Origin of the sequence: Pseudomonas sp. TAE6080, from assembly GCF_018732265.1 — a bacterium.
GTDB classification, from domain to species: domain Bacteria; phylum Pseudomonadota; class Gammaproteobacteria; order Pseudomonadales; family Pseudomonadaceae; genus Aquipseudomonas; species Aquipseudomonas brenneri.
On the sequence record NZ_JAHIDY010000028.1, the window covers coordinates 64,699 to 85,954 of the forward strand.

Genomic DNA, 21,256 nt, shown 5'->3' on the forward strand with positions numbered 1-21,256 from the left:
TCCAAACTAAAAAAACATCCTACCGGTCGGTAGGTGTTGTGAATGATAACGACACCTCGGTTAACGGTCAATGTGGGTAGCCTCACCGTTTTCTGTAGCTGACACACCGTTATCACGAGCAAACCCACAGTTGAGCAGCAGTGTTTTCATCTCGCGTAAGAAGCCACCAAACTGTAGAGTTTTCGCTTTCTATTTAAGACTTTTCCTAAATACGCCGGTAGGACGTATCGTGAGAATGAGCGCACTTCTATCTCATCTGTGATGTGTCATGTCCTTTCTCCCGATTCGTGTTCTGGTCATCGAAGAGCACCCCTTCAAGCAACTCGTTGCCATTCAGGCCTTCAGGGACGCCGGCTGTGACAGCGTGGTGGGCGCGGCCGATGTGAATGCTGCGCTGCAGTTGCTGGAGCACGCGGGGCCAGTGGATATCGTGCTCTGCGCCTTGAACGAGGAGGGTATGCAAGGGCTGACGACGCTCGAAATACTCAGTCGTACCCGCCGGGTCAAGTCGCTCATCATTTGCAGTGCTTTGGCCCCAGACCTGCAAGATGCCATCGACCGTATGGTCGGCATGCTTGGAGTCAGCGTCCTGGGGTATGTCGATGTGCCGGTACGCGCAGGGGCGATCACGCCGCTGTTAAGCCGATACCTGGAAACCACCGTCGCCGCCGGGAATGTATCTGCGAAGGCTCGCTACCCGCTTGCCAGCCAGGCGGGCCTGGAACAGGCGATTGCAGGGAATGAACTCAAGGCATTTTTTCAACCCAAGTTCAATTTGGCGACCGGTGAAGTCGGCAGCCTTGAAGTACTCGCGCGCTGGGAACATCCGCAGCACGGCGTGCTATGCCCGGCGGATTTCCTGTCGCAGGTAAGCCAGTTCGGTTTGATGGATGAGCTGTTTTCTGCCCTGCTGGAACAGGCTTTGGCCTTCCTGCAAATAGCGCAGGCGCAGGGGCATGTGTTGTCCCTGGCGTTTAATCTGGAGGCAGAGCAACTGTCTCATGAGTCGCTGTTACCGAATCTGTGCAAGGCACTGGAACGCTATGCCATACCTGCATCGCGCCTGACGTTCGAAATCACCGAAAGCGGGCTGTTGGAGGTCTCTCCAAGGGTACTCGAAACCTTGATTCGCCTGCGGATGATGGGCGCTGGCCTGTCCATCGATGACTTTGGCATTGGCTACTCCTCGTTGGAGCGCCTGTGTCAGTTGCCCTTTACCGAAATCAAGCTCGATGCACGCTTCGTGCGTGACCTTGATAGCAGCCCCCGTAATCGTGCGGTGATCAGTAGCACCCTGGCATTGGCTGAAGCACTGGATATGGCAGTCGTGGTAGAGGGCGTGGAGTACGAAAGCCAGCGCCAACGCTTGCTCAAATTGGGTTGCCATCAGGGCCAGGGTTATCTCTGCGCGCGCCCCATGAGCGCAACACGTGCGCTTTCGTGGCTGGAAATGAAGTTGGCATCACGCAGCACGCTCTGATGTTTGAAAGTAGGGGCTAGACTCAAGCAGTCAATTGCCTTTTTGGAGCATCCCGATGACCCACAAAAACACCATCTGCCTCTGGTTCGATGGCACTGCATTGGAGGCTGCCAACTTCTACGCCCGCACATTCCCAGACAGCACGGTAGAGGCTGTCCATAAAGCCCCGGGCGATTACCCGGCGGGCAAGCAGGGTGATGTCCTGACCGTGGAGTTCACCGTCATGGGCATTGCGTGCCTGGGCCTCAATGGCGGGCCAGGTATCCAGCACAACCAGGCGTTTTCCTTCCAGGTGGCCACCGACGACCAGGCCGAAACGGATCGCCTGTGGCAAGCGATTGTCGGCAACGGCGGAGAGGAGGTTGCCTGTGGCTGGTGTCGGGACAAGTGGGGGCTGTCCTGGCAAATCACCCCGCGCGTGCTGACGGCGGCGATCATCCATCCCGATCCTGCGGCGGCCAAGCGCGCATTCGAGGCGATGATGGGCATGGTGAAAATCGACATCGCGGCCATCGAGGCGGCGCTCAAAGGGTGATGAAATCCTGATATAACGTCGATCCTCAACACGCAGCAACGGCAACGGAATGCATATGAAACTGACGCCCCAGAGGCTGGTCGAGCTGGCGATGGCCAACCCCATCAATGCGCAAATGATCGAGCGCTTGCCAACCCTTGGCCTGGAACCCCGCAGCCAGGACTGTTCGAACATAAAGCCAGGAGCTATCAGGCTCGTTGGCCATGGCTCAGGATTGAACACACCTCGACCGGGCACTAGGCGCTGGTTTGCCAGCGCTTACCGTACGTGGCTACCCCTACGATAGTGATAATCCAAAGGCTTTAACTCGGGTCTTTGCGCGACATGGGCAGGTAATTTTGCTGTTCCGCCTGCGGCCATGATGCCACAATGCCATTTTGTCGCAGCATTCGATCAGGCGAATCAAATGAATGGCCTTGGGCGTGAGCAGGACCAGGATTTTTTCATCGAAGAGCAGGTGCGTACTGATCGCCTGCATCAACTGTTTCGCCAATCCTTTTCTGCGGTTTTCGGCAGCTATCTGGCCGCGGGCATGCTGTGCTGGCTGTGCTGGGACCGGCTTGAGCCTCGCCTGATGATCGGTTGGCTGGTATTGCTGGCCGGCTCGTCGCTCCTGCGTTTGTCGATGTTCCTCCAGTATTTTCGCAGCCCCCGCAGCGAGCGTACGCCGCAACGCTGGGAGCGTCATTATTGGATCACCCTGGTGCTGTCGGCCGGAATCTGGGGTATGGGAGCCTTTGCCGTGATGCCCGCGGATGATCGGTTGACCCAGGCGCTGGTCATGCTTTTTGCCGTGGGCATGTCGGTCAGCGCGGTGTCGTGCTACTCGGCCTATCGCTACATGACCATGGTGTCCATGGCGCTGGTGTTGTTGCCGTGTACCCTGTGGTTGCTGTTCCAACCGTCCAAGATGCAGCTGGGCATGGCGATCGCCGTGCTGGTGTTCTCGTCATTTGTGGTGGGTGCCTCGCGTAAATTGTCCGAGGCGCTGGAGACGGCCTTTCGCCTGACCCGTGAAATAGAGCGTGCCCACAGTATTTCAACGCGCGCGGCGCAGACCGACGAACTCACCGGGCTGATGAACCGCCGGGCATTCTTCGATAAAGCCCAGGTGCTGTATGACCAATGCCAGCGCACCCATCAGCCGCTGTGTGCGCTGATGCTGGATATGGATCACTTCAAGGCCATCAACGACACCTACGGCCACCAGGCCGGGGACCGGGTATTACGGCAGATTGGCCAGGTGATCAGCGCCTCCTTTCGCCAGGCGGATATCCACGGCCGCCTAGGGGGCGAGGAGTTCGCGGTGTTGTTGCCCGATACGACCCTTGAAGTGGCGCGCGACATCGGCGAGCAACTGATCCGCGCCATTGCCGGCTTAAGCATCGACCCGGTACACGGCTTGAGTGCGAGCCTGGGAGTGGCCTCGACCCATGCCGTGGGTGAGGACTTACAGCACTTGATGAACACCGCCGACAAAGCCCTGTACCGCGCCAAGGCCATGGGGCGCAACCAGGTGGCGGTCGCGTCCTAGCAACCAGCCTTTTGTAGGAGCGAGCTTGCTCGCCAAGAGCGTTAACGATAACGCGTGCTGACGGGCTAGGCACGGTGCTCTTGAGTGCAAGTCAGTCTTTGCCCATGGCCTTGGCCAGCACCCGTGAGACCTGGTCGGCGGAGTAGGGCTTGGTGAGGAATTCGAAGCCGTCATAGCCGCACTTGGCCAACTCCTCGCTGTAGCCCGAGGTCAGGATCACGGGCAGTTCGGGTCGCCGCCGACGCAACTCCCTGGCCAGCGCCACGCCGCCCATGCCCGGCATCACCACGTCGGAAAACACCCCGTCGAACGCCCGTGCATCCGGGCCGATCATCTCCAGCGCTTCTTCGGCATGGGTGGCCCAGACCGTCTGGTAACCCAGGTCCTGCAGGATCTGGTTGGCGAAGTGGCCCACTTCCAGGTTGTCCTCCACGATCAGGATGCGCCGCCGTACGGCGTCCGGGTCCAGTTCGAGCGGGGCCTGGGCGGCGCAGTCCAGGAGTGCTTCGGGCTCCACCTGTGGCAGGTACAAGGTAAACACCGTGCCCTGGCCGAGCACGCTGGCGACATCGACGTTGCCCCCCGATTGCTTGGCGAACCCGAACACCTGCGACAGGCCAAGCCCAGTGCCTTTGCCAACCTCCTTGGTGGTGAAGAACGGCTCGAATATACGTTCAAAGGTCGCCTTGGCAATCCCGCTGCCCGTGTCCGTCAGCGAGATCGCCACGAAGGGTTTGCCTGAACCACCGTGCCCGCGTATGCACGGTAGCGGCTGGTCTCTTTCAAGGCGCAACACCAGCGTGCCCTGGCCGTCCATCGCATCCCGGGCGTTGAGGGCAATGTTGATCAAGGCGGTTTCAAACTGGCTGGAATCCGCGCAGACATGACAGGCCCGTTCAGGCAATTCGACGCTGACATGAATCAGCGCGCCGGTAACCGTCTCCAACATATCGCCGATGTTCTGCACGCGCTGGCCCACGTTGAACACTTGCGGGTTCAGCGGTTGGCGCCGGGCGAAGGCGAGCAATTGGCTGGTCAGTTTGCTGGCGCGTTCTACGGTATCGGACACGGCACTCATGTAGCGCTGGCGGCGTTCTTCGGGCAGGTTGGGCATGCGCAGGAAATCGACCGACGAGCGGATGATAGTCAGCAGGTTATTGAAGTCGTGGGCCACGCCACCGGTCAACTGGCCAATGGCTTCGAGCTTCTGGGACTGGCGCAACGCCGCTTCCGTCTGGTTGAGCAGGGTGGTGCGTTCCATGACCCGTTGCTCCAGGGTCGCATTCAAATCGGCCAGCGCCGACAGGCCTTCGCGGACGATGGCATCGGCGCGTACCCGTTCGATGTGGGCCCAGGAGCGTTCCGTGACTTCACCCAGCAGCGCCAGGTCGTAGGACGACCAGCGGCGCGGGACGCGGTCGTGAATGGCCATGAGCGCGGTCAAGCGCCCAGACTTGATCAGCGGCATGCAAATCGTCGCCGTCACGCCAATGGCCTGGAAGGTCGCGGCGTCCTCGGGCGTCAGCTCCGTCAGGTTGTCATTGATGATCAACGGCTCGCCGGCCTGCAGGCGCTTGACTGCCAATTGGCCGAAGTCGGCCAGGCGATAGTGCCCGACGATGCTGGGCGAACTTTCTGCGGCCCAGTTGCCGCGAATGGTAAAGCCGTCTTCATCGGCGTCCATGTCGGCATAGGCACAGTTGGACAGGTTCAGGTGGGACGCCAGCACCCGCGTGGTGGCCGCCATGATCGCCGCCGGATCGGTGGCATTGGCCACACCGTTGCCGATCGCATCCAGCACGGCGAGGCGGCGGGCCATGAACACGGAGTTGGTGGTCTCGGTGACGGTATCGAGAATGCCCACGACCTTGCCATGAGGATCGCGGATCGGGCTGTAGCAAAAGGTGAAATAGGCCTGTTCCGGCGCATCACCGCGCTCGATGATCAGCGCAAAGTCTTCGATAAACGTGGCACGACCTTCGAATGCAGCGTCGGCGATGGGGCTGATCTGGCTCCAGGCTTCCTGCCAGATAACACTGAAGGGCTGGCCCAGGGTTTCGGACTTGTTGCCGAGGATCGGCAGGAACGCATCGTTATACAAGGTGATCAGCTCGGGCCCCCAGACCACCGCCTGGGGGAAGTGCGAAGCAAGACTCAACGAAACGGTGGTCTTGAGTACATCCGGCCATAGATCGATCGGCCCCAGAGGGGTGTTGGCCCAATCATGGCGGCGAACCCGTTCGGCCATTTCACCGCAATCTTGCAGCCAGTCTGTCATTTGCTGATTACCTTGTTTGTTGCACTTTGCTGTATTGCATCGCAATGCCAAGCAACAGACCCGGACAGCGCGGGCCAGTTCAGCGTTATTGCGTGCCTAATAGCGCCGACCAGTAGATGCCTGCATCGCTCTTGGGGTCCAGCCCATAGGCGGCGCCCAATTCGCGAAACTGTGGGTTCATCAGGTTGGCACAGTGACCGGGGCTGGCGAGCCAGCCATCGACCACTTTGCGCGGCGTATCCAGGCCGGCTGCAATGTTTTCACCGATCTGTTGGGCCACATAGCCCGCCAGTTCCGCACGGTCCCCGGGTGTGCGGCCGTCGCGGTCCAGATGGTCGAAGAAGTTGTTGTTGGCCATGTTGCGCGCATGGCTGTCGGCGGCGCCTGCCAACTGAGCGTTCCAGGCCAGCGGTGTAGTCGCGGCGAAGGCCTGCGTGCCACATTGGCGAGGCTGGTTGCGGGCGGCATTGACCATCTCCAGCAACTGCTGGCCGGCAGTCTCGGAGCTGGCCAGGCCGCGACTCAACAGCGGACGGGCGAGGACAATGCGCCAGTCCTGGCCACTGTTGCTGACGCCAATATCGACGAATTGCGGGTCCAGCACCACCCGGCAGAAACTTTCGCGCACCGCTTTCATTGCCGCTTGCGAGTCGCGAGGACCGGTCAGGCTGATCGCCTGCACATTGACCATGGGGTAGGCCACCTGGGCCAGGGCTTGCTGCAAGTCGCCAACATTGTTGACCGGCAACACCAGGCGCGGGTCGACCGCCAGCGGCGGCAATTCCTGGGAACCCTGGTCGCCGCAGCGCTGCACCTGGCTGCGGTATTGGTTGATCGAGTCGATCAATTGACTCTCTTCGCTCGCCGACGCCGTGGCGCAAAACACCAGACTGGCGGCCAGCGTCGTAACACCTATCATCAATGACAGAACGCGCATGGACGTTTCCCTTGAGCATGAAAGTGCCCATGATGCGCGATGAAGGGGCGCAGATGCACCCCTTGGGCAACATTTTGCCCTCAGTTCTTGAATGCCGAGTGCTTGCGGCCCTGGTCACACAGGGCAAACACCACCACCAGCACCGAGGCGATGGCGAGGATGATCACCACGCCGTCCGTCGAGTGGGTGGTCGAGGCGGCCACCATCGACAAGGCACCCAGTGGCGCCAGGCCACCGGCGATGGCCGTACCGATCTCACGCCCGGTACCAAAGCCCGAAGAACGGGTCTGGGTCGGGAACTGGCGGCTGAGGAACGAGCCCTGTGGGGCGAACATCATCGGCGCGAGGATCCCGGTGCCGATCCCGATGGCCAGGTAGATCATCAGGCTTTCACCGGTGTTCAACAGCGCCAGGAACGGGTAGGCGAACAGCAGCGACAACACACCGCCGAGTACCAGCACCGACTTGCTGCTCCACTTGTCACACAGCCAGCCGAAGCACGGCACAGCGACAATGGCCACCAGGCTTGCGATGGTCACCGACAACGAAGTGACATGTACGTCGACACCCTTGAACTGCGTCAGGTAGGCCAGGGAGAAGGTCTTGAAGATGTAGCTCAGGGCGTTGTAGCCAATTGCCACGAAAAACACCACCGCCAGGCCCTTGAGGTCATTCTTGAACAGGGCCTTGAGCGGTGAGACCTTGGCTTTGGCAGGCTCTTTGCTCAACTCCTTGAACTCCGGGGTTTCCGGGATGCTGTTACGCACCCACAGGCCCACACCCACCAGGGCGATGCTGCAGATAAACGGGATGCGCCAGCCGCCTGCCAGGAGGAACTCATTGCCATTGATGGTCAGCAGGTACACGGTCAGCGACGACAACAACAGGCCCAGGTTCAACCCCAGTGCCGGCCAGGCACCCTGGCTGCCGCGCTTGCCTTCTGACGCATGCTCGTAGGACGTGACCGCCGCGCCGGACAACTCGGCGCCGGCGCCCAGGCCCTGGATGATGCGGATAAATACCAGAATGATCGGCGCCCAGATGCCAATCGAGGCATAGCTGGGGATCAGGCCGATCAGCGTGGTGCACACGCCCATCATGCAGAAGGTCAACACCAGCACATGTTTACGGCCGAACTTGTCGCCCAGGTAGCCGAATAGAATGCCGCCGAAGGGGCGGGCGATAAAGCCGATGGCGAAGGTGGAGAAGGCCATCAGGGTCGCGGTCTTCGGGTCACTGTTATCAAAGAAGATCTTCGAAAATACAATCGCCGCCATGGTCGCGTAGAGGTAGAAGTCATACCACTCCAGCATCGAACCGAAGATGGTGGCGGCAGCGACCTTGCGCAGGCGTTTCTTGGTTTGTGCCGGGGTTTCCACCGTGGCGGGGTTGTGGGCTTTTGCCGTCATGCTGTACTTCCTTCTCAGTCATTATATTTATTAGGGTGTTGCAAACGCGGGCGAGACAGCTCCCACAGAGAATGTGTGTCAGGGCTTTCAGTTGGCCTTGAACATGCGGTCGGCGATCATTTCGCCAATCGGAATGGCAGAGGTGGCCGCCGGTGACGGCGCGTTACACACATGCAACATGCGTGGCGTCTGGGCGAACAGGAAATCGTGTACCAAGGTGCCGTCGCGCATCACCGCCTGGGCGCGGATCCCGGCCTCGTAGGGCAGCAGGTCGTCGATCTCCAGGGATGGGCAATACTTGCGGCATTGCTCCAGGTAGCCGGACTTGAACAACGAATTCTTCATTTCCACGCTGCCGGAGCCGAGGTTCTGCCAGATGGTTTTCCAGAACCCGGGGAAGCGCGCGTACTCGGCCACATCCTTCCAGTTGACGGAAAACTTCTTGTAGTTCTCCCGGCCCAGGCCCAGTACGGCATTGGGGCCGACGGTGACGCTGCCATCGATCATGCGGGTGAGGTGCACCCCCAGAAACGGCAGCTCTGGGTCGGGGATCGGGTAGATCAAGTGGTTGACGATGTTGTTTTTCGACGCCGGCAAGCGGAAGTACTCGCCACGGAACGGGATGATCTGGTGATCGATATCGATTCCGGCCAGGGTCGCCAGGCGATCCGATTGCAGGCCGGCACACACCACCAGGTGCCGCGCCTGCCAGGCGCCGTCGTGGGTGCTGACGGTGACTTTGTCGGTGTCTTCGCTAATCGCGGTCACGGTTTTTCCCAGGCAGATCTCGCCACCATTGCGGCGAATCACCGCGGCCATGGTTTCGCAGACCTGGCGGTAGTCGACGATCCCGGTGGCGTCGAGGAACAGCCCGCCCAGGCCGACGATATTCGGCTCGCGGGCGCGCAGTTGATCCGCGTCCAGGCGCTCGACGTTCATCCCGTTGAGTTGCGAGCGTGCATAGAGCGCTTCCATGCGCTGCACTTCCAGGGCCGTGGAGGCCACCAGCAATTTGCCGCACACCTCGAACTTGATCCCGTGTTCGCGGCAGAACTGTTTGGTGGCCTCGGCGCCGCGCTTGCACAAGTCGGCCTTGAGGCTGCCGGGTGCGTAGTAGATGCCGGCATGGATCACGCCGCTGTTATGGCCGGTCTGGTGCTTGGCCAGCACCGGTTCCTTTTCCAAGATCACCAGTGACGCGTTGGGCTGGCGCTTGAGCAGCTCCATCGCGGTGGCCAGGCCGACAATGCCGCCGCCGATGATGCAAAAGTCATAAATCATGTGTGGGGCTACCTAAATCAATACATTTCAGTCTGCTTATCAGGTTGTCAGACTAATGTTTTTGTTAAAAAAACGGCGCGCCCGCAGGCACGCTTCATCGGTATCGGGTCGATCAGTGAGTCGCGGGCAGCTCCAGTTGCAGACGTTTGGCGGCTGCGCGCAAATGCGCTTCGGCGGCAGCGGCGGCGCCTTGGGGATCTGCGTCGAGGATTGCCTGGTACAGCGCCTGGTGTTCCTGGGTGGCATCCGCCGAGCCGCTGGCAAAGCGCGAGGCTGAGTTTTCCCAAGCGGTCTTGCGCGCGCTGGCCAACTGGTTGCGCAAAAAGTCGTGGAAGGCCACGAAGTATTCGTTTTTGCTGGCGTCGGCGATGGCTCGGTGAAACTCCACGTCGGCGAGGGCGGCGGCTGCAAAGTCTGCGCGCTTGTCGTGCATTTCCTGCAAGGCGCGTTTCATGCGCTGCAGGTCGCCCGCGTCGCGGCGTTGGGCGGCAATGGAGGCTGCCTGGGTTTCGATCCACAGGCGCACTTCAAACATTTGCGCGAGGTCAGGACGTCGGCCGTTCTTTTCCGGAAAGCGGAACACCGTGCCGGCCGGGGTCTGCGAAATGAACGAGCCCAGGCCACGCCGGGCGGTAAGTACGCCATCGGCCTTGAGCTGGGCAATCGCCTCGCGCACCACCGAGCGGCTGACATTCAACTGTTCAGCCAGTTGCTGTTCGGTCGGCAGGCGCGACTCGGGCGCCAGTTGTCCGGAGTCAATCTCGGCCCGTATGGCGCTGACAACACGCACGACGAGGGAATCTGGACGCTGGAGCTCAAGCATGACGAAACCTAGGTGATCAGGTTGTCGGACAATAGCCGTTACGATTTTCCCTTGTCAAGGCGCCGTGGTGGCCTGCAGCGTTTTTACCCGGCGCGTGAAGGCCAGCAACAGTGCCAGCGCAACCAGCCCCGAGGCCACCCAAAAGGTCATGCGCAACCCGTGGCCCACGGTTGTGGGGAGGGCGGAGTGGATATCGCCTGTGCCCCAGGCAAACACCGCGCCCAACGCCCACGCGCCGATGATCAAGCCCAGATTGCGCGACAGGTTCAGCCAGCCGGCAATCACCCCGCGTCGATCCGCCGATACATGACTCATCACTGCGGTGTTGTTGGCTGCCTGGAATTGCGCGTAGCCCAGGGTGAGGATGACCAGTGCGCCGATATAACCTGTGACGCCCAGGGGCATCAACGCCAGCACCAGGCAGCCTGCCAGCATGCACAGCAGGCCGCCAAGCGTCGTGGCGTAGCTGCCGCAGCGGTCAGTCAGGCGCCCGGCCGGCATGCCTGTCAGCGCCGCGATACACGGGCCGACGGCCATCGCCAGGCCCATTTGCGCGGGATCGAGTCCCAGGCCATGGCTCAGGTAGAACGGCCCGGCGACCAGGGTGGTCATCATCACGGCCGCCACCAGCGTACTCATGCCCAGCCCGGCGCCCAGGGCACGGTCATGCAGTGCCGCGAAAACACTGGAACGCCCCGCGGCTGATGCCTGTGGATTGCTGTCGGCCAGTGTACGGTGTACCAGCACCCACGCCAGGGCGGCCAACGGCAACATGATCAGAAACAGCGCGCGCCAGCCAGATGCCACGATCAGCGCGCCACCGATGGCCGGCCCCAGGCCGGTGCCCACCGCCGACAGCGTCCCCAGCAAACCCATGACGCGGCCTGTCTGCGCCTTGGGCACGGTGGCCGCGACCAGCGCCATGGTCATTGCCAGCATGATCGCCGCGCCAAACCCTTGCAGCGCCCGCGCCGCGACCAGCATACCGAGGGAGGGCGCGGCACTGCACAGGACGCAAGCCACGGCGAAGACCATCACCCCCGTCAGCAACAGGCGGCGGTGTCCGAGCCGATCCCCCAGGCGCCCGACGCTTACCAGTACCGCAGTAATCGCCAGCAAATAACTCAGCACCACCCACTGCACCGCTGCAAAGGGTGCTGTAAAGGTCTCGGCCATCTGGGGCAGGCCGACATTGGCAATACTGGTGCCCAGTGAAGCCAGCAACATGCACAACGACAAGCCGGCGAGCGCGCCGCGTGGGGTAGGGGACGTCATGGGTATTCCTTGTTCTGCTCCGTGGCTGTTGCCCGCACTCTACGGCCTCGCCTAACATGGCGGTAGACGCAGCATTTGCACTCTATATGTGCGTCAAACGCCTGGTGAGGATCATCCTGTGTCGCTGCCTGATTTCAACCTGTTGGTCACCCTGGACGTGCTGCTGGCCGAAGGCAGTGTCGCCCGTGCCGCCCAACGCCTGGGCCTGAGCCCATCGGCCATGAGCCGCGCGCTGGCCCGCTTGCGGGAAACCACCGGCGACCCCTTGCTGGTGCGTGCAGGCCGGGGGCTGGTACCGACCCCACGCGCCCTGGAGTTGCGCGAGCAGGTCAGCCAACTGGTGCAGGATGCCCAAGTGTTGCTGCGTCCACATCAGGCACTGGACCTCAAGGGCCTGGTGCGCACCTTCGTGCTGCGCACCAGCGAAGGTTTTGTCGAAAGTTTCGGCCCTGCGCTGATCGCCCGTGTCGCCGAAGAAGCACCCGGCGTGCGCCTGCATTTCGTCCATAAACCCGGCCACGATGGCACGCCGCTGCGCGACAGCGGTGTGGACCTGGAAACCGGTGTGGTCGATAGCACGGCCAACCCGGAAGTGCTGACCCAATTGCTGTTTCGCGACCGCTTTATCGGTGTGGTCCGCGCCGGCCATCCACTGAGCCAAGGCCCCATCACCACCGCGCGCTACGCCGCCGGCCGGCATATCTACGTGTCCCGGCGCGGGCGCGAGCGTGGGCAGATTGACGATGCGCTTGAGGCCTTGCACCTGACGCGAGACGTGGCGACCATCGTCACCGGGTTCTCTACGGCCGTGGCCCTGGCGCACAGGACCGACCTGATCGCCAGCGTTCCCGAGCGCTATACCAGCGGCCTGCGCGATGGCCTGTGCAGTTTTGCCCTGCCGGTCGAGGTGCCACCGTTCAGCGTGGCGATGCTCTGGCATCCACGTCTGGATGCCGACCTCGCGCATCGTTGGTTGCGCGGTTGTTTGCGCCAGGTCTGTGGCGCAGAACAGGTACAATCCCCACCGCCTTGATACGAAATACCAGGAAACAGGAATTCGATGTTCACCCTTACCCACTACACAGCCCCATGCCCCGAGCCGGTCAATAGCCAGATCCTGCAGATGGTGGTCGACTACCTGACCGATATCAGCATGGTCGCCATCCCGCCGAGCAACTTGCTGTACAACGTCTACCAGTATGCAATCGGCTACGAAGTGCACCTGTACCTGGAGGCGCTGGGTGGGTCCAAGGGCATTGCGGTCGAGCTGATTGTGGCGACGGATGAGCAGGACCCGGCCAAGGTCATCGGCTTCTTGCTGTACCTGCCGGTCAAGGACGATCCCGAGGCCTGCGGCGTGGCCTACATGGCCGTGCATGCCAGCCACCGCCGGCAGGGCGTGGCACGGGCAATGATGGATGAGATGCTCAGCCGTTACCCCCATGGCGAATTGACCTGCGCCGTGGAAAAAGTCCCGGCGTTCGAGGCCATGGGCTTTCAGGTGCGTGGTGTGCGTGGCACCCAGGTGTTGATGAATACACGTGACTACAGCACCGATGGCCTGATGGGCGTATTGGATGTGGCGTCGATCTATAGCTCGCTGGAGGTGCGGCAAATCCACACTTACTTGCTACACAAATACGGCAAGCGCGCGATGATCGACGCCGAGAAACAGCGTGACCGGCATTTCGACCAGATGACCCGCAAGGCTCAGCTGTTTGTGCAGGTCCGGCAGGAGTAGCTGTCTACTCTTTGAATACTAGGCGTGCGCAGTTGCGTCAGGCGCTGGTTTCAATGGCAACAAACAGAATGCATCCGGATCCATAGGAACTGTTTTTGTTTATCGGCCACTAGTGATTACTAGCCTGTACAAGCTGCAACAGAGATGTAGCCGAGGTTGGTAAAACTATTGCCAATGGAGAAAAACATGTCTTCGATTTCCGCCAATACCCCAGGAATACTTGCTCCCACCATCGATACCTCACAGCAAAAGCCTACTGCGTTCGAAGCACGGCTGGAGACGTTGGATAATGCTCAAAAACACAAATTAGAAAACGAGCAATCGGGGAACAATAACGAGAATCAAGAGCCTGCTAAAGAAAAAACATTCACATTCAAAACGCCGGGCGGCGGCACTTATACTTGGTAAGTCATGTATTTGACGCCTGCCACCGGTTTACCCGGTGGCAGGCCTAGTTTTCTCGAAACAAGTCATGGGCATCCAGTAATCGATATGCAATCTCCGGCCGCTTCTCCATGCCTTTGCGAATCGCCGCCGGAATCGACTGCCGGGTCTTGCGACACAGCCCCGGCAGTTCATCGATCAGGATCTGGATCCCGCGCATGCTTTTGACTTCGGTATGCCCTGGGGCGATGTGTACGCGGATGCCCAATTGCTGGTGCATCAGGTGTTGCATGCGCTCCAGGTCCGCCAGGCTTTGCAGGTTCTCCAGGCGGTCGAGCAGTTTCTTTTCTTCCTGGCGGGTCAGTTGCAGGATGCGCTGGTCGGTGCCAGGCGCATCCAGCAGTTGTTCGCGCGCGCAGTCACACACGGTAGGTGGGCAGGGTTGGCGAATTGTCATGATCACTCCCTCCCCACGCGGGTGCTGACGGCTTAGTAGGTCAATTGCACGCCCAGGCTGCCCAGGGCGTTCCAGTACTCAGGATAGGTCTTGCCCACGCAGTCGGGGTCCTGAATCCGGATGCCCGAGACTTTCAGGCCCGCCAGCGCAAAGCACATGGCGATGCGGTGGTCGGCATGGGTGTCGATCAGCGCGGTGCAGGCCGTGCCCGCCAACGCGGGATCGCTGGCCACCAGCAAGTCATCACCGATAATGGTCGCCAGCCCCGGGCGGATTTCGTTGAGGCCGTCATGCAGGGCCTGGACGCGGTCGCATTCCTTGACCCGCAGGTTGGCCAGTTCGGTGAAGCGCACCGGGGTATTGTTGAACGCTGCCAGCACCGCCAGCGTCGGGATGGCGTCTTGCATCTGCGAGCCGACGACCGTGGCTGGCATCTGCGGGAATTGCGCGATCACCGCCTGGGCCTTGGCGTCGGGCTGGGTGAAGTCCTGTGCCGCAACACCGAGGTCAATGCTGCCGCCAGTGAGCACTTCGGCCGCCCACAAGTAGGTGGCCGCCGAGGCGTCGGGTTCGATCAGGTAATCATTGGCGATGTAGCCGGTAGGGGCCACGCGCCAGGTGCTTTCGTTGACCACTTCCACCTGGGCGCCAAACGCGCGCATGCAGTCCAGGGTCAGGTCGACGTAACCACGGGCGCCGATGTCTTTGCCGGTCAACGCCACTTCGATTGGTGCTTCGCCACAGGCGGCAAGCATCAACAGCGCCGAGACGTATTGGCTGGACAGGCCGCCATCGATTTCGAAGCGCTTGGCCTGGACGCGGCCAGTGCCATGCACGGTCACGGGTGGGCAGCCGGTGGGGCTTTCAACCTGGATGCCGTTCTGGTTCAGGGTCGCCAGCAGCGGGCCGATCGGGCGCTTGCGCATGTATTCGTCGCCGTCCAGTACCACGGTGCCTTCCACGGTCGCCACGGCGGCCGTGAGAAAACGCATCGCGGTGCCGGCGTTGCCGAGGAACAGCGGTTGTGCCGGCAACTGCAGCTGGCCATGGCCGGTAACGACGAAGGTCACATCATCCGGCTCATCAATGGTCACGCCCATCTGGCGCAGGGCCACGGACATGTGCCGGGTATCGTCGCTTTTCAGTGCGCCACTCAGGCGGCTGGTGCCCTTGGCCAGGGCCGCCAGCAGCAGGGCGCGGTTGGTAATGGATTTGGAGCCGGGAGGCGCTACCTTGCCGTGCAATGGAAAGTTGGGCGGTGTCACGGTCACGGTTTTCTGCGAACTCAAGGTACAAGGCTCCTGATTCAAGGCGCGGTGGCTGGGAGTGGCCGGCTGGCGGAGACGAATAATCGACCATCTGGCGGGGCAGGGTCAAATCATGCCGTGGGTTTAAGCGCGTTGGGTCAACCAATAGGCATGCAGGGCCCTGGCCGCCGGTTCGATGCGGGCCACCTGTTGTTGATGGGCTGCGACATCCAGGTCCGCCGGCAATTCGAAATTGTCCTGTTCGGCGCACCAGGAAATGGCTTCCAACTGCGCTGCTTGCTCGGCCGGCAGGGTTGGCCATTGGCTGATCGCCGCGCCACGGATATAGCCAAAGCACCATTCCTCGGCGAGGGTCAGCGGCAGGTCTTGATGTTCGGTGTGTTCAAAACGCGCCTGGAAACCCTGGGCATCGTTGGCCAACTGCTGGGCAATGTTATTCATATGGCGTGTGCACAGGTCGATGAACTTCTCCAGTTCGGCCTTGCTTTCCCAGGCTGGGATCTGGTCACCCCAGATGGCCGGGAACCAGATGGCGACGTCCACCGCAGCCGGGCCGGACACCAGGGCGGTGAAGTAGCCATCGAGTTCGGCCAGGTTCAACACCGAGTTGTCGTCGCCGTACTTGAGCAGAATGTCTTCGATGAACTCGAAATCGGCAGGGGCGAGGGCTTGGTCGTGCATGAACATATCCTTTGAGCGTCAAGCGCCGCAGATAAGGCGGCGTAAAGCGCGGAGGATGGCGCGAGTCGGCGTTTAAATCCAGTGCTAGATCACCTTCACCGCACGACCAATCGCCTGGATCGGCCCGGTGGGCTTGCCAGTCGGCGAGCCGTTGGGGCCTTCCAGGGTCATCTCGAACAGTTGGTTGGGCGCCAGCGGCGGCAGTTTATCCAGGGGGATCGACAGGCTCTGCCCCGGCTTGACCAGCCCGAGGGAAACCGGGCCTTGCCAGTCATCACCCTTGGTCCAGAACTCCAATGCCTTGTCGGCCGGTATCTGCATCACGCCCAGTGGAATCAGTTGGATATGCTGATCGTTGCTGGCCTGGATCACCCAGCCCGGTGCCTGGCTCTGTGGCGCCATCAACACCACGACATAGGCGGTGGGATTGACTGCGCCAGGGCGGCTCAGCAGCAGCGCAGCCAGGATCAGGCTGGCCAACAAGCCTGCACCGGCCAGGCCACGCCACAGGGCGAGCAGGTTCCACCACGGCACCGACGGTGCAGCGTCCACAGTGTGATGGCCCAGGCTGCGTTCGATGCGCCGCCATAGACTGGGCGACGGCGCCACTGGCTCGGCCAGTTCGGTCAGGGGCAGCAGGCGCTGTTCCCAGGCATCCACCGCCGCGCGCAACGGCGCATCGTGTTCCAGGCGTTGTTGCACGTGCAGGCGTTGCTCGGGCCCCAGGGTGCCCAGCACGTATTCGCTGGCCAGTTCGTCCAATTCGTCAGGTGTCATGCCATGCACTCACGCAATGCCGCAAGGCTGCGTTTGATCCAGGCTTTGACAGTCCCCAATGGGGTGCCCAGTTTCTGTGCGATTTCACTGTGGGACAGGCCGTCGACATACGCATGCAACAGGCAACTGCGACGCGACGGTTCCAGGTGTTCCAGGCACTGGTAAACCTTGCCGCTACGGGCGCGGTACTCGAAATGCTCGACACTGGGCTCTGCTACCAGTGTGTGTTCGTGCTCGTCACTGAGCGCGACTTCGCGACCGGTATTGCGCATAAAGTTGAGCGCCCTATGCCGGGTCACGCTGTAGACCCAGCCACGGGCCGAACCCCGGCTCGGGTCGAAACCGCCGGCGCCGTTCCAGATATTGATAAAGGCGTCATGCACGATGTCCTCCGCCAGGGCTGTGTCCCGTGCGATACGCTTGGCCACGCCGAGCAGACGGGCGCAATCGTGTTCATACAACTGACGCAAGGCTTGTTGTTCGCCGCGGGCGCAGGCCAACAGGCAGGCTTCATAGTCAAAGAGAGGTTCGGGCAAGGCAGGGGCCGCCATTTCAGGGTCAAACCCCGGCCGTGAGTGGCCGGGGGCTATCGCAGCAGCTTAGACGACTTTGCTTTGCGGGCGGATCATTTGGCCGCCCAGAAGATGTAGTCCGCCTGGTACTTCACCACTGCCTGCTTGCCTTTGTTGGCGGTGCTGCATTCGGCACTCGGTGCTACGCCGCCCTTGAGCGCCACGCGCTGAATGTAGCTGATACCGGTCATTGCACCCTGGCCCTCAGCCGGATTGGCCTTGACCAGTTGATAAGGCAGGTTGCCCGCGCTGGACGGCGCTACGGCCAACTGCGTGCCGGTGACTTTCGAACCGTCCTTGGCCTGCCAGGTGGCGGGCGGGCCAAAGTAAGTACCCACCTGTTTGCCGCTACGGTCATTAAGCACGGCCTTGGGGCCGACGAAGACCCATTCGGTCTGGCCGGCAGCGTTGGCCTTGTCACGACATTCGTAGGTGATTTCGCCGACACCGGTGGTTTCCATGGTCACCTTGTGTCCGTCCGGCACCTTGATGCTGTCGGGCAGGCTGGTCTGGGCAAAGGCCGCTGGTGCGGCGAGCAGCAGGCAGGTCAGGCAGAGCAGGGGTTTAGTGTTCATCGGTGTCTCTCCGTAAGGGTGAACAGCAGAGCAGCGCTGTGGCTACTCCCTGTACTACTCACGATGTGGCGAATTGGATGCACGCCAGGACAAATAAATCTGCAAGACAAAAAGGAATAAAGTCAGATCGTATTGGTATAAGTCGTTATAAGAAAAATCGCTATGCTGCCGCCAGAATTTTATAAGGCCGCAGGTAGTTGTAATGGATGTGGGTAATTTTGGTTTCGTAGTGGCGGGCCTGATCGTTGGTTTTATCGTCGGCATGACCGGTGTGGGGGGCGGGTCGCTCATGACCCCGATCCTGTTGTGGTTCGGCATCAACCCGGCCACGGCCGTGGGCACCGACCTGCTGTATGCGGCTATCACCAAGGCGGGTGGGGTGCTGGTGCATGGCAAGAACAAGAACATTGACTGGACCATCACCGGTTGGCTGACCCTGGGCAGCGTCCCGGCGGTGTTGCTGACGCTGTGGTTCCTCAAGAGCCTGCACACCGATCCCAGCGCGATGAACGAGGTCATCAAACAAGCCCTGGGCGTGGTGCTGTTGCTGACAGCCCTGGCGATCCTGTTCAAGAAAAAGCTCTTGGCCTTTGCCCAGCGCCATGCTGGCGACAACTACCATATGAGCCCGCGCAACCTCAACGGGCTGACCGTATTCACCGGCGCGATCCTCGGCACCATGGTCGCGCTGACCTCCATCGGGGCCGGTGCCCTGGGCACCGTGGCGCTGTTTATCCTGTACCCGTTCCTGGCCACCAAACGCCTGGTGGGCACCGAAATCGCCCACGCAGTACCGCTGACCCTGGTTGCCGGCCTTGGGCACGCGAGCATGGGCAACATGGACTGGCATTTGCTGGGGTTCTTGCTGATGGGCTCGCTGCCGGGCATCTACGTCGGCAGCCATATGTCAGGCCGGGTGCCGGACGAACTGCTACGCCCGTGCCTGGCGGTGATGTTGGGGTTGATTGGCTTCAAGCTGGCGTTTTGAGCCAAGCCAGCTCCTACAGGGGGACGTGCACGCGTCGACGATCAGGTCGGCTGTCAGGCCGCCTCGCTTTGCTTGTGATTTTGATCTTAGCGCCCCGTTAAACCACGCTGGCCGTAATCCGATATTGATTTGGGGGGTAAACCGGCAGGACGCCGGTTTAGCCGCGCGGGGCCATGGATGGCCCATCGCGGCGGCCCCCCAAATCAATGTCGGATTACGGGCATGCCGAGCCTAGGCGAGGCACCGAGTGGTGGGGCAAGAGCCCTTTGCTTACTTTGGGGCTTTTCCAAAGTGAGCCGCTGTAAGAGCGGAACCCTAAGTCGCCGTTACGTAAAAAATGGATATATACACAAACCCGACCCCAGCCTGAAATCATGCCTTGTGCGACTTATCCAACCACTCCACCGCCGTACGCCAGATACAAATCCCCAGGAAGTATGCCGACATCAACAACCACAAACCCATGGTCAACATGTTGGTGTACGGCTGGTCGATCACCAGCAACAGGCTGCACAGCAGCCAGACCGTGGTCACCGCAATGTTGATCGGCATAAAGCGCTTGACCCGAAACGGGTGCAGGAACTTCATCGGGGTCACCGTCAGCAGCGCCAGGCCGATCACCGTGGCCAAGGTGACCCAGGCGGGTGGATCGATGATGTAGACACACAGCGCCACCACGTTCCAGGCGGCGGGGAAGCCCTGGAAGTAATTGTCCTTGCTCTTCATGTTGACGTTGCAGAAGCAGAACAGCGACGACACCAGAATCACCGAGACGGTGAACAGGTGGGTGAAGTCCGGCAGGTCGATATAGCGGTAGATAAACAGCGCCGGGATAAATACATACGTCAGGTAATCGATCACCAGGTCCAGCACCGAGCCGTCGAAGCTCGGCAGCACGGTCTGCACATTGACGCGTCGCGCCAGCGATCCATCCACGCCGTCCACGATCAACGCCAGGCCCAGCCACAGCAGGCAGGCCTTGGGTTGGTTCTCCAGCAGCGCCAGCGTCGCGAGGAAGGCCAGCACCACGCCGGTGGCGGTAAAACCATGGGCGCCCCAGGCTTTGAGTCTGGCTACATGCAGGGTCGATATCACAGGGGCGTTCTCCAAAAGGTCAAACGGGGCAGCCGACGGCGGTTTACCATCGAATCTGGCCAGGGAATGCAGGTATCGACCGGAAAGGGGGGGATAAGGTTCACCACCAGGGCCTTGGATTCAGCGTAGCAAGCGTTGACACATTCGGCATCAGCCCTGGCGGAACACCAAGGCCTTCAAGCCGCTTTGCGGGTCGATATCGGGAAACTCCGGTGGGTTTTCCAGGCGCTGCTCAAAGCGTAGCCCTGGTGCTTCGCGGGTGACGCCCTCGATCAGGAAGTCTTCGCCCAGCGCCGGGTCGTTCATGCAGGCCAATACCGTGCCCTGGGGTGTCAGCAGGTCCGGCAGGCGCCGCAGCACGCGCTGGTAATCCTTGGTCAGCAGGAAACTGCCCTTTTGAAACGACGGCGGGTCGATGATCACCAGGTCATAGGGCCCGCTGCCCGTGACCTTGGCCCAGGACTTGAACAAGTCATGCCCCAAAAAGCTCACCTTGCCCAGGTCATGGCCATTGAGCCGATGATTGTCGCGGCCCCGGCTCAGGGCACCACGGGCCATGTCGAGGTTGACCACATGTTCGGCCCCGCCCTCGATGGCGGCCACGGAAAACCCGCAGGTATAGGCAAACAGGTTCAGTACCCGCAGGTCGCGTGCGTGTTCGCGCACCCAGTTGCGGCCGTAGCGCATGTCGAGGAACAGCCCGCTGTTCTGCTTTTTGCCCAGGTCGATGCGATAACGCAGGCCGCCTTCGGTGATGGTCAACTCCTCGACCATCTCCCCCCACAACCATTCGGTGGTGCTTTGCAGCAGGTAGCGGTGTTGCAGCGCCAGGGTGTGGGCGCCGGCCTGCTGCCATTCGTTGCTGGTGCAGAGGTTGCGCAGCAAGTGCTGCAAGGCATCCAGTTGCACCGCCTCGGGTTCCTTGAACAACGAGACCAGCACCACGCCTTGCAGCCAATCCACAGTCAGTTGTTCCAGACCCGGCCAGCAGCGGCCCCGGCCGTGGAACAGGCGCCGGGTTTCTGCAGGTACGTCGCGCAGGGCTGCGAGCAGATGAGTGTGGAGCAGGGCGAGGGCGTCTGGGGTCATCGGGCAGTGTCGATCGTTGAGCGGGCGGCATTTTAAACACAATTGCGGTGTTTCAGGTGCCTGAAGCACAACGTGCT

At 61.2% G+C, this 21,256-nt stretch carries 21 protein-coding genes; 7 read left to right on the forward strand and 14 right to left on the reverse strand.

What is annotated here, in order from left to right; translation table 11 throughout:
• The first annotated feature begins 268 nt into the window (after positions 1-268).
• The 3 genes from KL786_RS20240 (at position 269) to KL786_RS20250 (ending at position 3,549) form a co-directional block, all read left to right on the forward strand.
• Positions 269-1,480 (forward strand): EAL domain-containing response regulator, encoded by a 1,212-nt coding sequence (locus KL786_RS20240; RefSeq protein ID WP_215518750.1) that lies wholly within the window; start codon positions 269-271, stop codon positions 1,478-1,480.
• A gap of 55 nt (positions 1,481-1,535) precedes the next feature.
• Positions 1,536-2,015 carry a VOC family protein gene (locus tag KL786_RS20245; protein WP_215518751.1) on the forward strand — a complete coding sequence of 160 codons (480 nt, stop codon included), beginning with the start codon at positions 1,536-1,538 and terminating at the stop codon, positions 2,013-2,015.
• Positions 2,016-2,421: 406 nt separating this feature from the next.
• Positions 2,422-3,549 (forward strand): GGDEF domain-containing protein, encoded by a 1,128-nt coding sequence (locus KL786_RS20250; protein ID WP_215518752.1) that lies wholly within the window; start codon positions 2,422-2,424, stop codon positions 3,547-3,549.
• A 91-nt stretch (positions 3,550-3,640) separates the two neighbouring features.
• Here the strand turns inward: KL786_RS20250 and KL786_RS20255 are convergent, their stop codons facing one another.
• The 6 genes from KL786_RS20255 to KL786_RS20280 all read right to left on the reverse strand — a co-directional run bounded on the left by KL786_RS20255 (position 3,641) and on the right by KL786_RS20280 (position 11,552).
• Positions 3,641-5,827: a GAF domain-containing protein gene (locus KL786_RS20255; protein ID WP_215518753.1), complete on the reverse strand. Its 2,187-nt coding sequence runs from the start codon at positions 5,825-5,827 to the stop codon at positions 3,641-3,643.
• 85 nt (positions 5,828-5,912) lie between these two features.
• Positions 5,913-6,764: a CAP domain-containing protein gene (locus KL786_RS20260; protein ID WP_215518754.1), complete on the reverse strand. Its 852-nt coding sequence runs from the start codon at positions 6,762-6,764 to the stop codon at positions 5,913-5,915.
• Positions 6,765-6,844: 80 nt separating this feature from the next.
• Entirely contained in the window at positions 6,845-8,173 is a 1,329-nt protein-coding gene (locus KL786_RS20265) for an MFS transporter (protein ID WP_090290982.1), read from the reverse strand.
• A gap of 87 nt (positions 8,174-8,260) precedes the next feature.
• Positions 8,261-9,454 (reverse strand): L-2-hydroxyglutarate dehydrogenase, encoded by a 1,194-nt coding sequence (lhgD, locus tag KL786_RS20270; RefSeq protein ID WP_215518755.1) that lies wholly within the window; start codon positions 9,452-9,454, stop codon positions 8,261-8,263.
• 112 nt (positions 9,455-9,566) lie between these two features.
• Positions 9,567-10,277 carry a FadR/GntR family transcriptional regulator gene (locus KL786_RS20275; protein ID WP_090290984.1) on the reverse strand — a complete coding sequence of 237 codons (711 nt, stop codon included), beginning with the start codon at positions 10,275-10,277 and terminating at the stop codon, positions 9,567-9,569.
• Between the two features lie 54 nt (positions 10,278-10,331).
• Positions 10,332-11,552 (reverse strand): MFS transporter, encoded by a 1,221-nt coding sequence (locus tag KL786_RS20280; protein ID WP_215518756.1) that lies wholly within the window; start codon positions 11,550-11,552, stop codon positions 10,332-10,334.
• Positions 11,553-11,670: 118 nt separating this feature from the next.
• Between KL786_RS20280 and KL786_RS20285 the strand changes: the two genes are divergently transcribed.
• The 3 genes from KL786_RS20285 to KL786_RS20295 all read left to right on the forward strand — a co-directional run bounded on the left by KL786_RS20285 (position 11,671) and on the right by KL786_RS20295 (position 13,701).
• Complete coding sequence (locus KL786_RS20285; RefSeq protein ID WP_215518757.1) at positions 11,671-12,585, forward strand: LysR family transcriptional regulator; 915 nt, start codon at positions 11,671-11,673, stop codon at positions 12,583-12,585.
• Positions 12,586-12,612: 27 nt separating this feature from the next.
• Positions 12,613-13,293, forward strand: a complete 681-nt coding sequence (locus KL786_RS20290) for a GNAT family N-acetyltransferase (protein WP_215518758.1) — start codon at positions 12,613-12,615, stop codon at positions 13,291-13,293.
• A 186-nt stretch (positions 13,294-13,479) separates the two neighbouring features.
• Positions 13,480-13,701: a hypothetical protein gene (locus tag KL786_RS20295; RefSeq protein ID WP_215518759.1), complete on the forward strand. Its 222-nt coding sequence runs from the start codon at positions 13,480-13,482 to the stop codon at positions 13,699-13,701.
• Between the two features lie 43 nt (positions 13,702-13,744).
• Here the strand turns inward: KL786_RS20295 and KL786_RS20300 are convergent, their stop codons facing one another.
• From KL786_RS20300 to KL786_RS20325, 6 genes are all read right to left on the reverse strand, one after another.
• Entirely contained in the window at positions 13,745-14,134 is a 390-nt protein-coding gene (locus tag KL786_RS20300) for a hypothetical protein (RefSeq protein ID WP_215518760.1), read from the reverse strand.
• A gap of 32 nt (positions 14,135-14,166) precedes the next feature.
• On the reverse strand, positions 14,167-15,423 hold the full coding sequence (gene aroA, locus KL786_RS20305; RefSeq protein WP_032860753.1) for a 3-phosphoshikimate 1-carboxyvinyltransferase: 1,257 nt from the start codon (positions 15,421-15,423) through the stop codon (positions 14,167-14,169).
• Positions 15,424-15,525: 102 nt separating this feature from the next.
• Positions 15,526-16,083: a UPF0149 family protein gene (locus KL786_RS20310; RefSeq protein WP_215518761.1), complete on the reverse strand. Its 558-nt coding sequence runs from the start codon at positions 16,081-16,083 to the stop codon at positions 15,526-15,528.
• Positions 16,084-16,167: 84 nt separating this feature from the next.
• Complete coding sequence (locus tag KL786_RS20315) at positions 16,168-16,860, reverse strand: anti-sigma factor (RefSeq protein WP_215518762.1); 693 nt, start codon at positions 16,858-16,860, stop codon at positions 16,168-16,170.
• Complete coding sequence (locus KL786_RS20320; RefSeq protein WP_215518763.1) at positions 16,857-17,396, reverse strand: sigma-70 family RNA polymerase sigma factor; 540 nt, start codon at positions 17,394-17,396, stop codon at positions 16,857-16,859. Before KL786_RS20320 ends, KL786_RS20315 begins: the two co-directional genes overlap by 4 nt.
• A gap of 89 nt (positions 17,397-17,485) precedes the next feature.
• Positions 17,486-18,007, reverse strand: a complete 522-nt coding sequence (locus KL786_RS20325) for a DUF3455 domain-containing protein (protein WP_215518764.1) — start codon at positions 18,005-18,007, stop codon at positions 17,486-17,488.
• A 202-nt stretch (positions 18,008-18,209) separates the two neighbouring features.
• On the opposite strand from KL786_RS20325, the gene KL786_RS20330 reads away from it, so the two are divergent.
• Positions 18,210-18,995, forward strand: a complete 786-nt coding sequence (locus tag KL786_RS20330) for a sulfite exporter TauE/SafE family protein (protein ID WP_215518765.1) — start codon at positions 18,210-18,212, stop codon at positions 18,993-18,995.
• Between the two features lie 372 nt (positions 18,996-19,367).
• Here KL786_RS20330 and pcsA read toward each other — a convergent pair whose 3' ends face one another.
• On the reverse strand, positions 19,368-20,090 hold the full coding sequence (gene pcsA / locus KL786_RS20335) for a phosphatidylcholine synthase (protein WP_215518766.1): 723 nt from the start codon (positions 20,088-20,090) through the stop codon (positions 19,368-19,370).
• A 150-nt stretch (positions 20,091-20,240) separates the two neighbouring features.
• A complete protein-coding gene (locus tag KL786_RS20340; RefSeq protein WP_215518767.1) occupies positions 20,241-21,179 on the reverse strand; it encodes a class I SAM-dependent methyltransferase in 939 nt (312 codons plus the stop codon).
• Positions 21,180-21,256 lie beyond the last annotated feature (77 nt).

Bases quoted from the DNA above. Each gene is read 5' to 3' on its own strand.
- KL786_RS20240 (WP_215518750.1), top strand. From the start codon at position 269: ATGTCCTTTCTCCCGATTCGTGTTCTGGTCATCGAAGAGCACCCCTTC.
- KL786_RS20245 (WP_215518751.1), top strand. From the start codon at position 1,536: ATGACCCACAAAAACACCATCTGCCTCTGGTTCGATGGCACTGCATTG.
- KL786_RS20250 (WP_215518752.1), top strand. From the start codon at position 2,422: ATGAATGGCCTTGGGCGTGAGCAGGACCAGGATTTTTTCATCGAAGAG.
- KL786_RS20255 (WP_215518753.1), bottom strand. From the start codon at position 5,827: ATGACAGACTGGCTGCAAGATTGCGGTGAAATGGCCGAACGGGTTCGC.
- KL786_RS20260 (WP_215518754.1), bottom strand. From the start codon at position 6,764: ATGCGCGTTCTGTCATTGATGATAGGTGTTACGACGCTGGCCGCCAGT.
- KL786_RS20265 (WP_090290982.1), bottom strand. From the start codon at position 8,173: ATGACGGCAAAAGCCCACAACCCCGCCACGGTGGAAACCCCGGCACAA.
- lhgD (WP_215518755.1), bottom strand. From the start codon at position 9,454: ATGATTTATGACTTTTGCATCATCGGCGGCGGCATTGTCGGCCTGGCC.
- KL786_RS20275 (WP_090290984.1), bottom strand. From the start codon at position 10,277: ATGCTTGAGCTCCAGCGTCCAGATTCCCTCGTCGTGCGTGTTGTCAGC.
- KL786_RS20280 (WP_215518756.1), bottom strand. From the start codon at position 11,552: ATGACGTCCCCTACCCCACGCGGCGCGCTCGCCGGCTTGTCGTTGTGC.
- KL786_RS20290 (WP_215518758.1), top strand. From the start codon at position 12,613: ATGTTCACCCTTACCCACTACACAGCCCCATGCCCCGAGCCGGTCAAT.
- KL786_RS20295 (WP_215518759.1), top strand. From the start codon at position 13,480: ATGTCTTCGATTTCCGCCAATACCCCAGGAATACTTGCTCCCACCATC.
- KL786_RS20300 (WP_215518760.1), bottom strand. From the start codon at position 14,134: ATGACAATTCGCCAACCCTGCCCACCTACCGTGTGTGACTGCGCGCGC.
- KL786_RS20310 (WP_215518761.1), bottom strand. From the start codon at position 16,083: ATGCACGACCAAGCCCTCGCCCCTGCCGATTTCGAGTTCATCGAAGAC.
- KL786_RS20315 (WP_215518762.1), bottom strand. From the start codon at position 16,860: ATGACACCTGACGAATTGGACGAACTGGCCAGCGAATACGTGCTGGGC.
- KL786_RS20325 (WP_215518764.1), bottom strand. From the start codon at position 18,007: ATGAACACTAAACCCCTGCTCTGCCTGACCTGCCTGCTGCTCGCCGCA.
- KL786_RS20330 (WP_215518765.1), top strand. From the start codon at position 18,210: ATGGATGTGGGTAATTTTGGTTTCGTAGTGGCGGGCCTGATCGTTGGT.
- KL786_RS20340 (WP_215518767.1), bottom strand. From the start codon at position 21,179: ATGACCCCAGACGCCCTCGCCCTGCTCCACACTCATCTGCTCGCAGCC.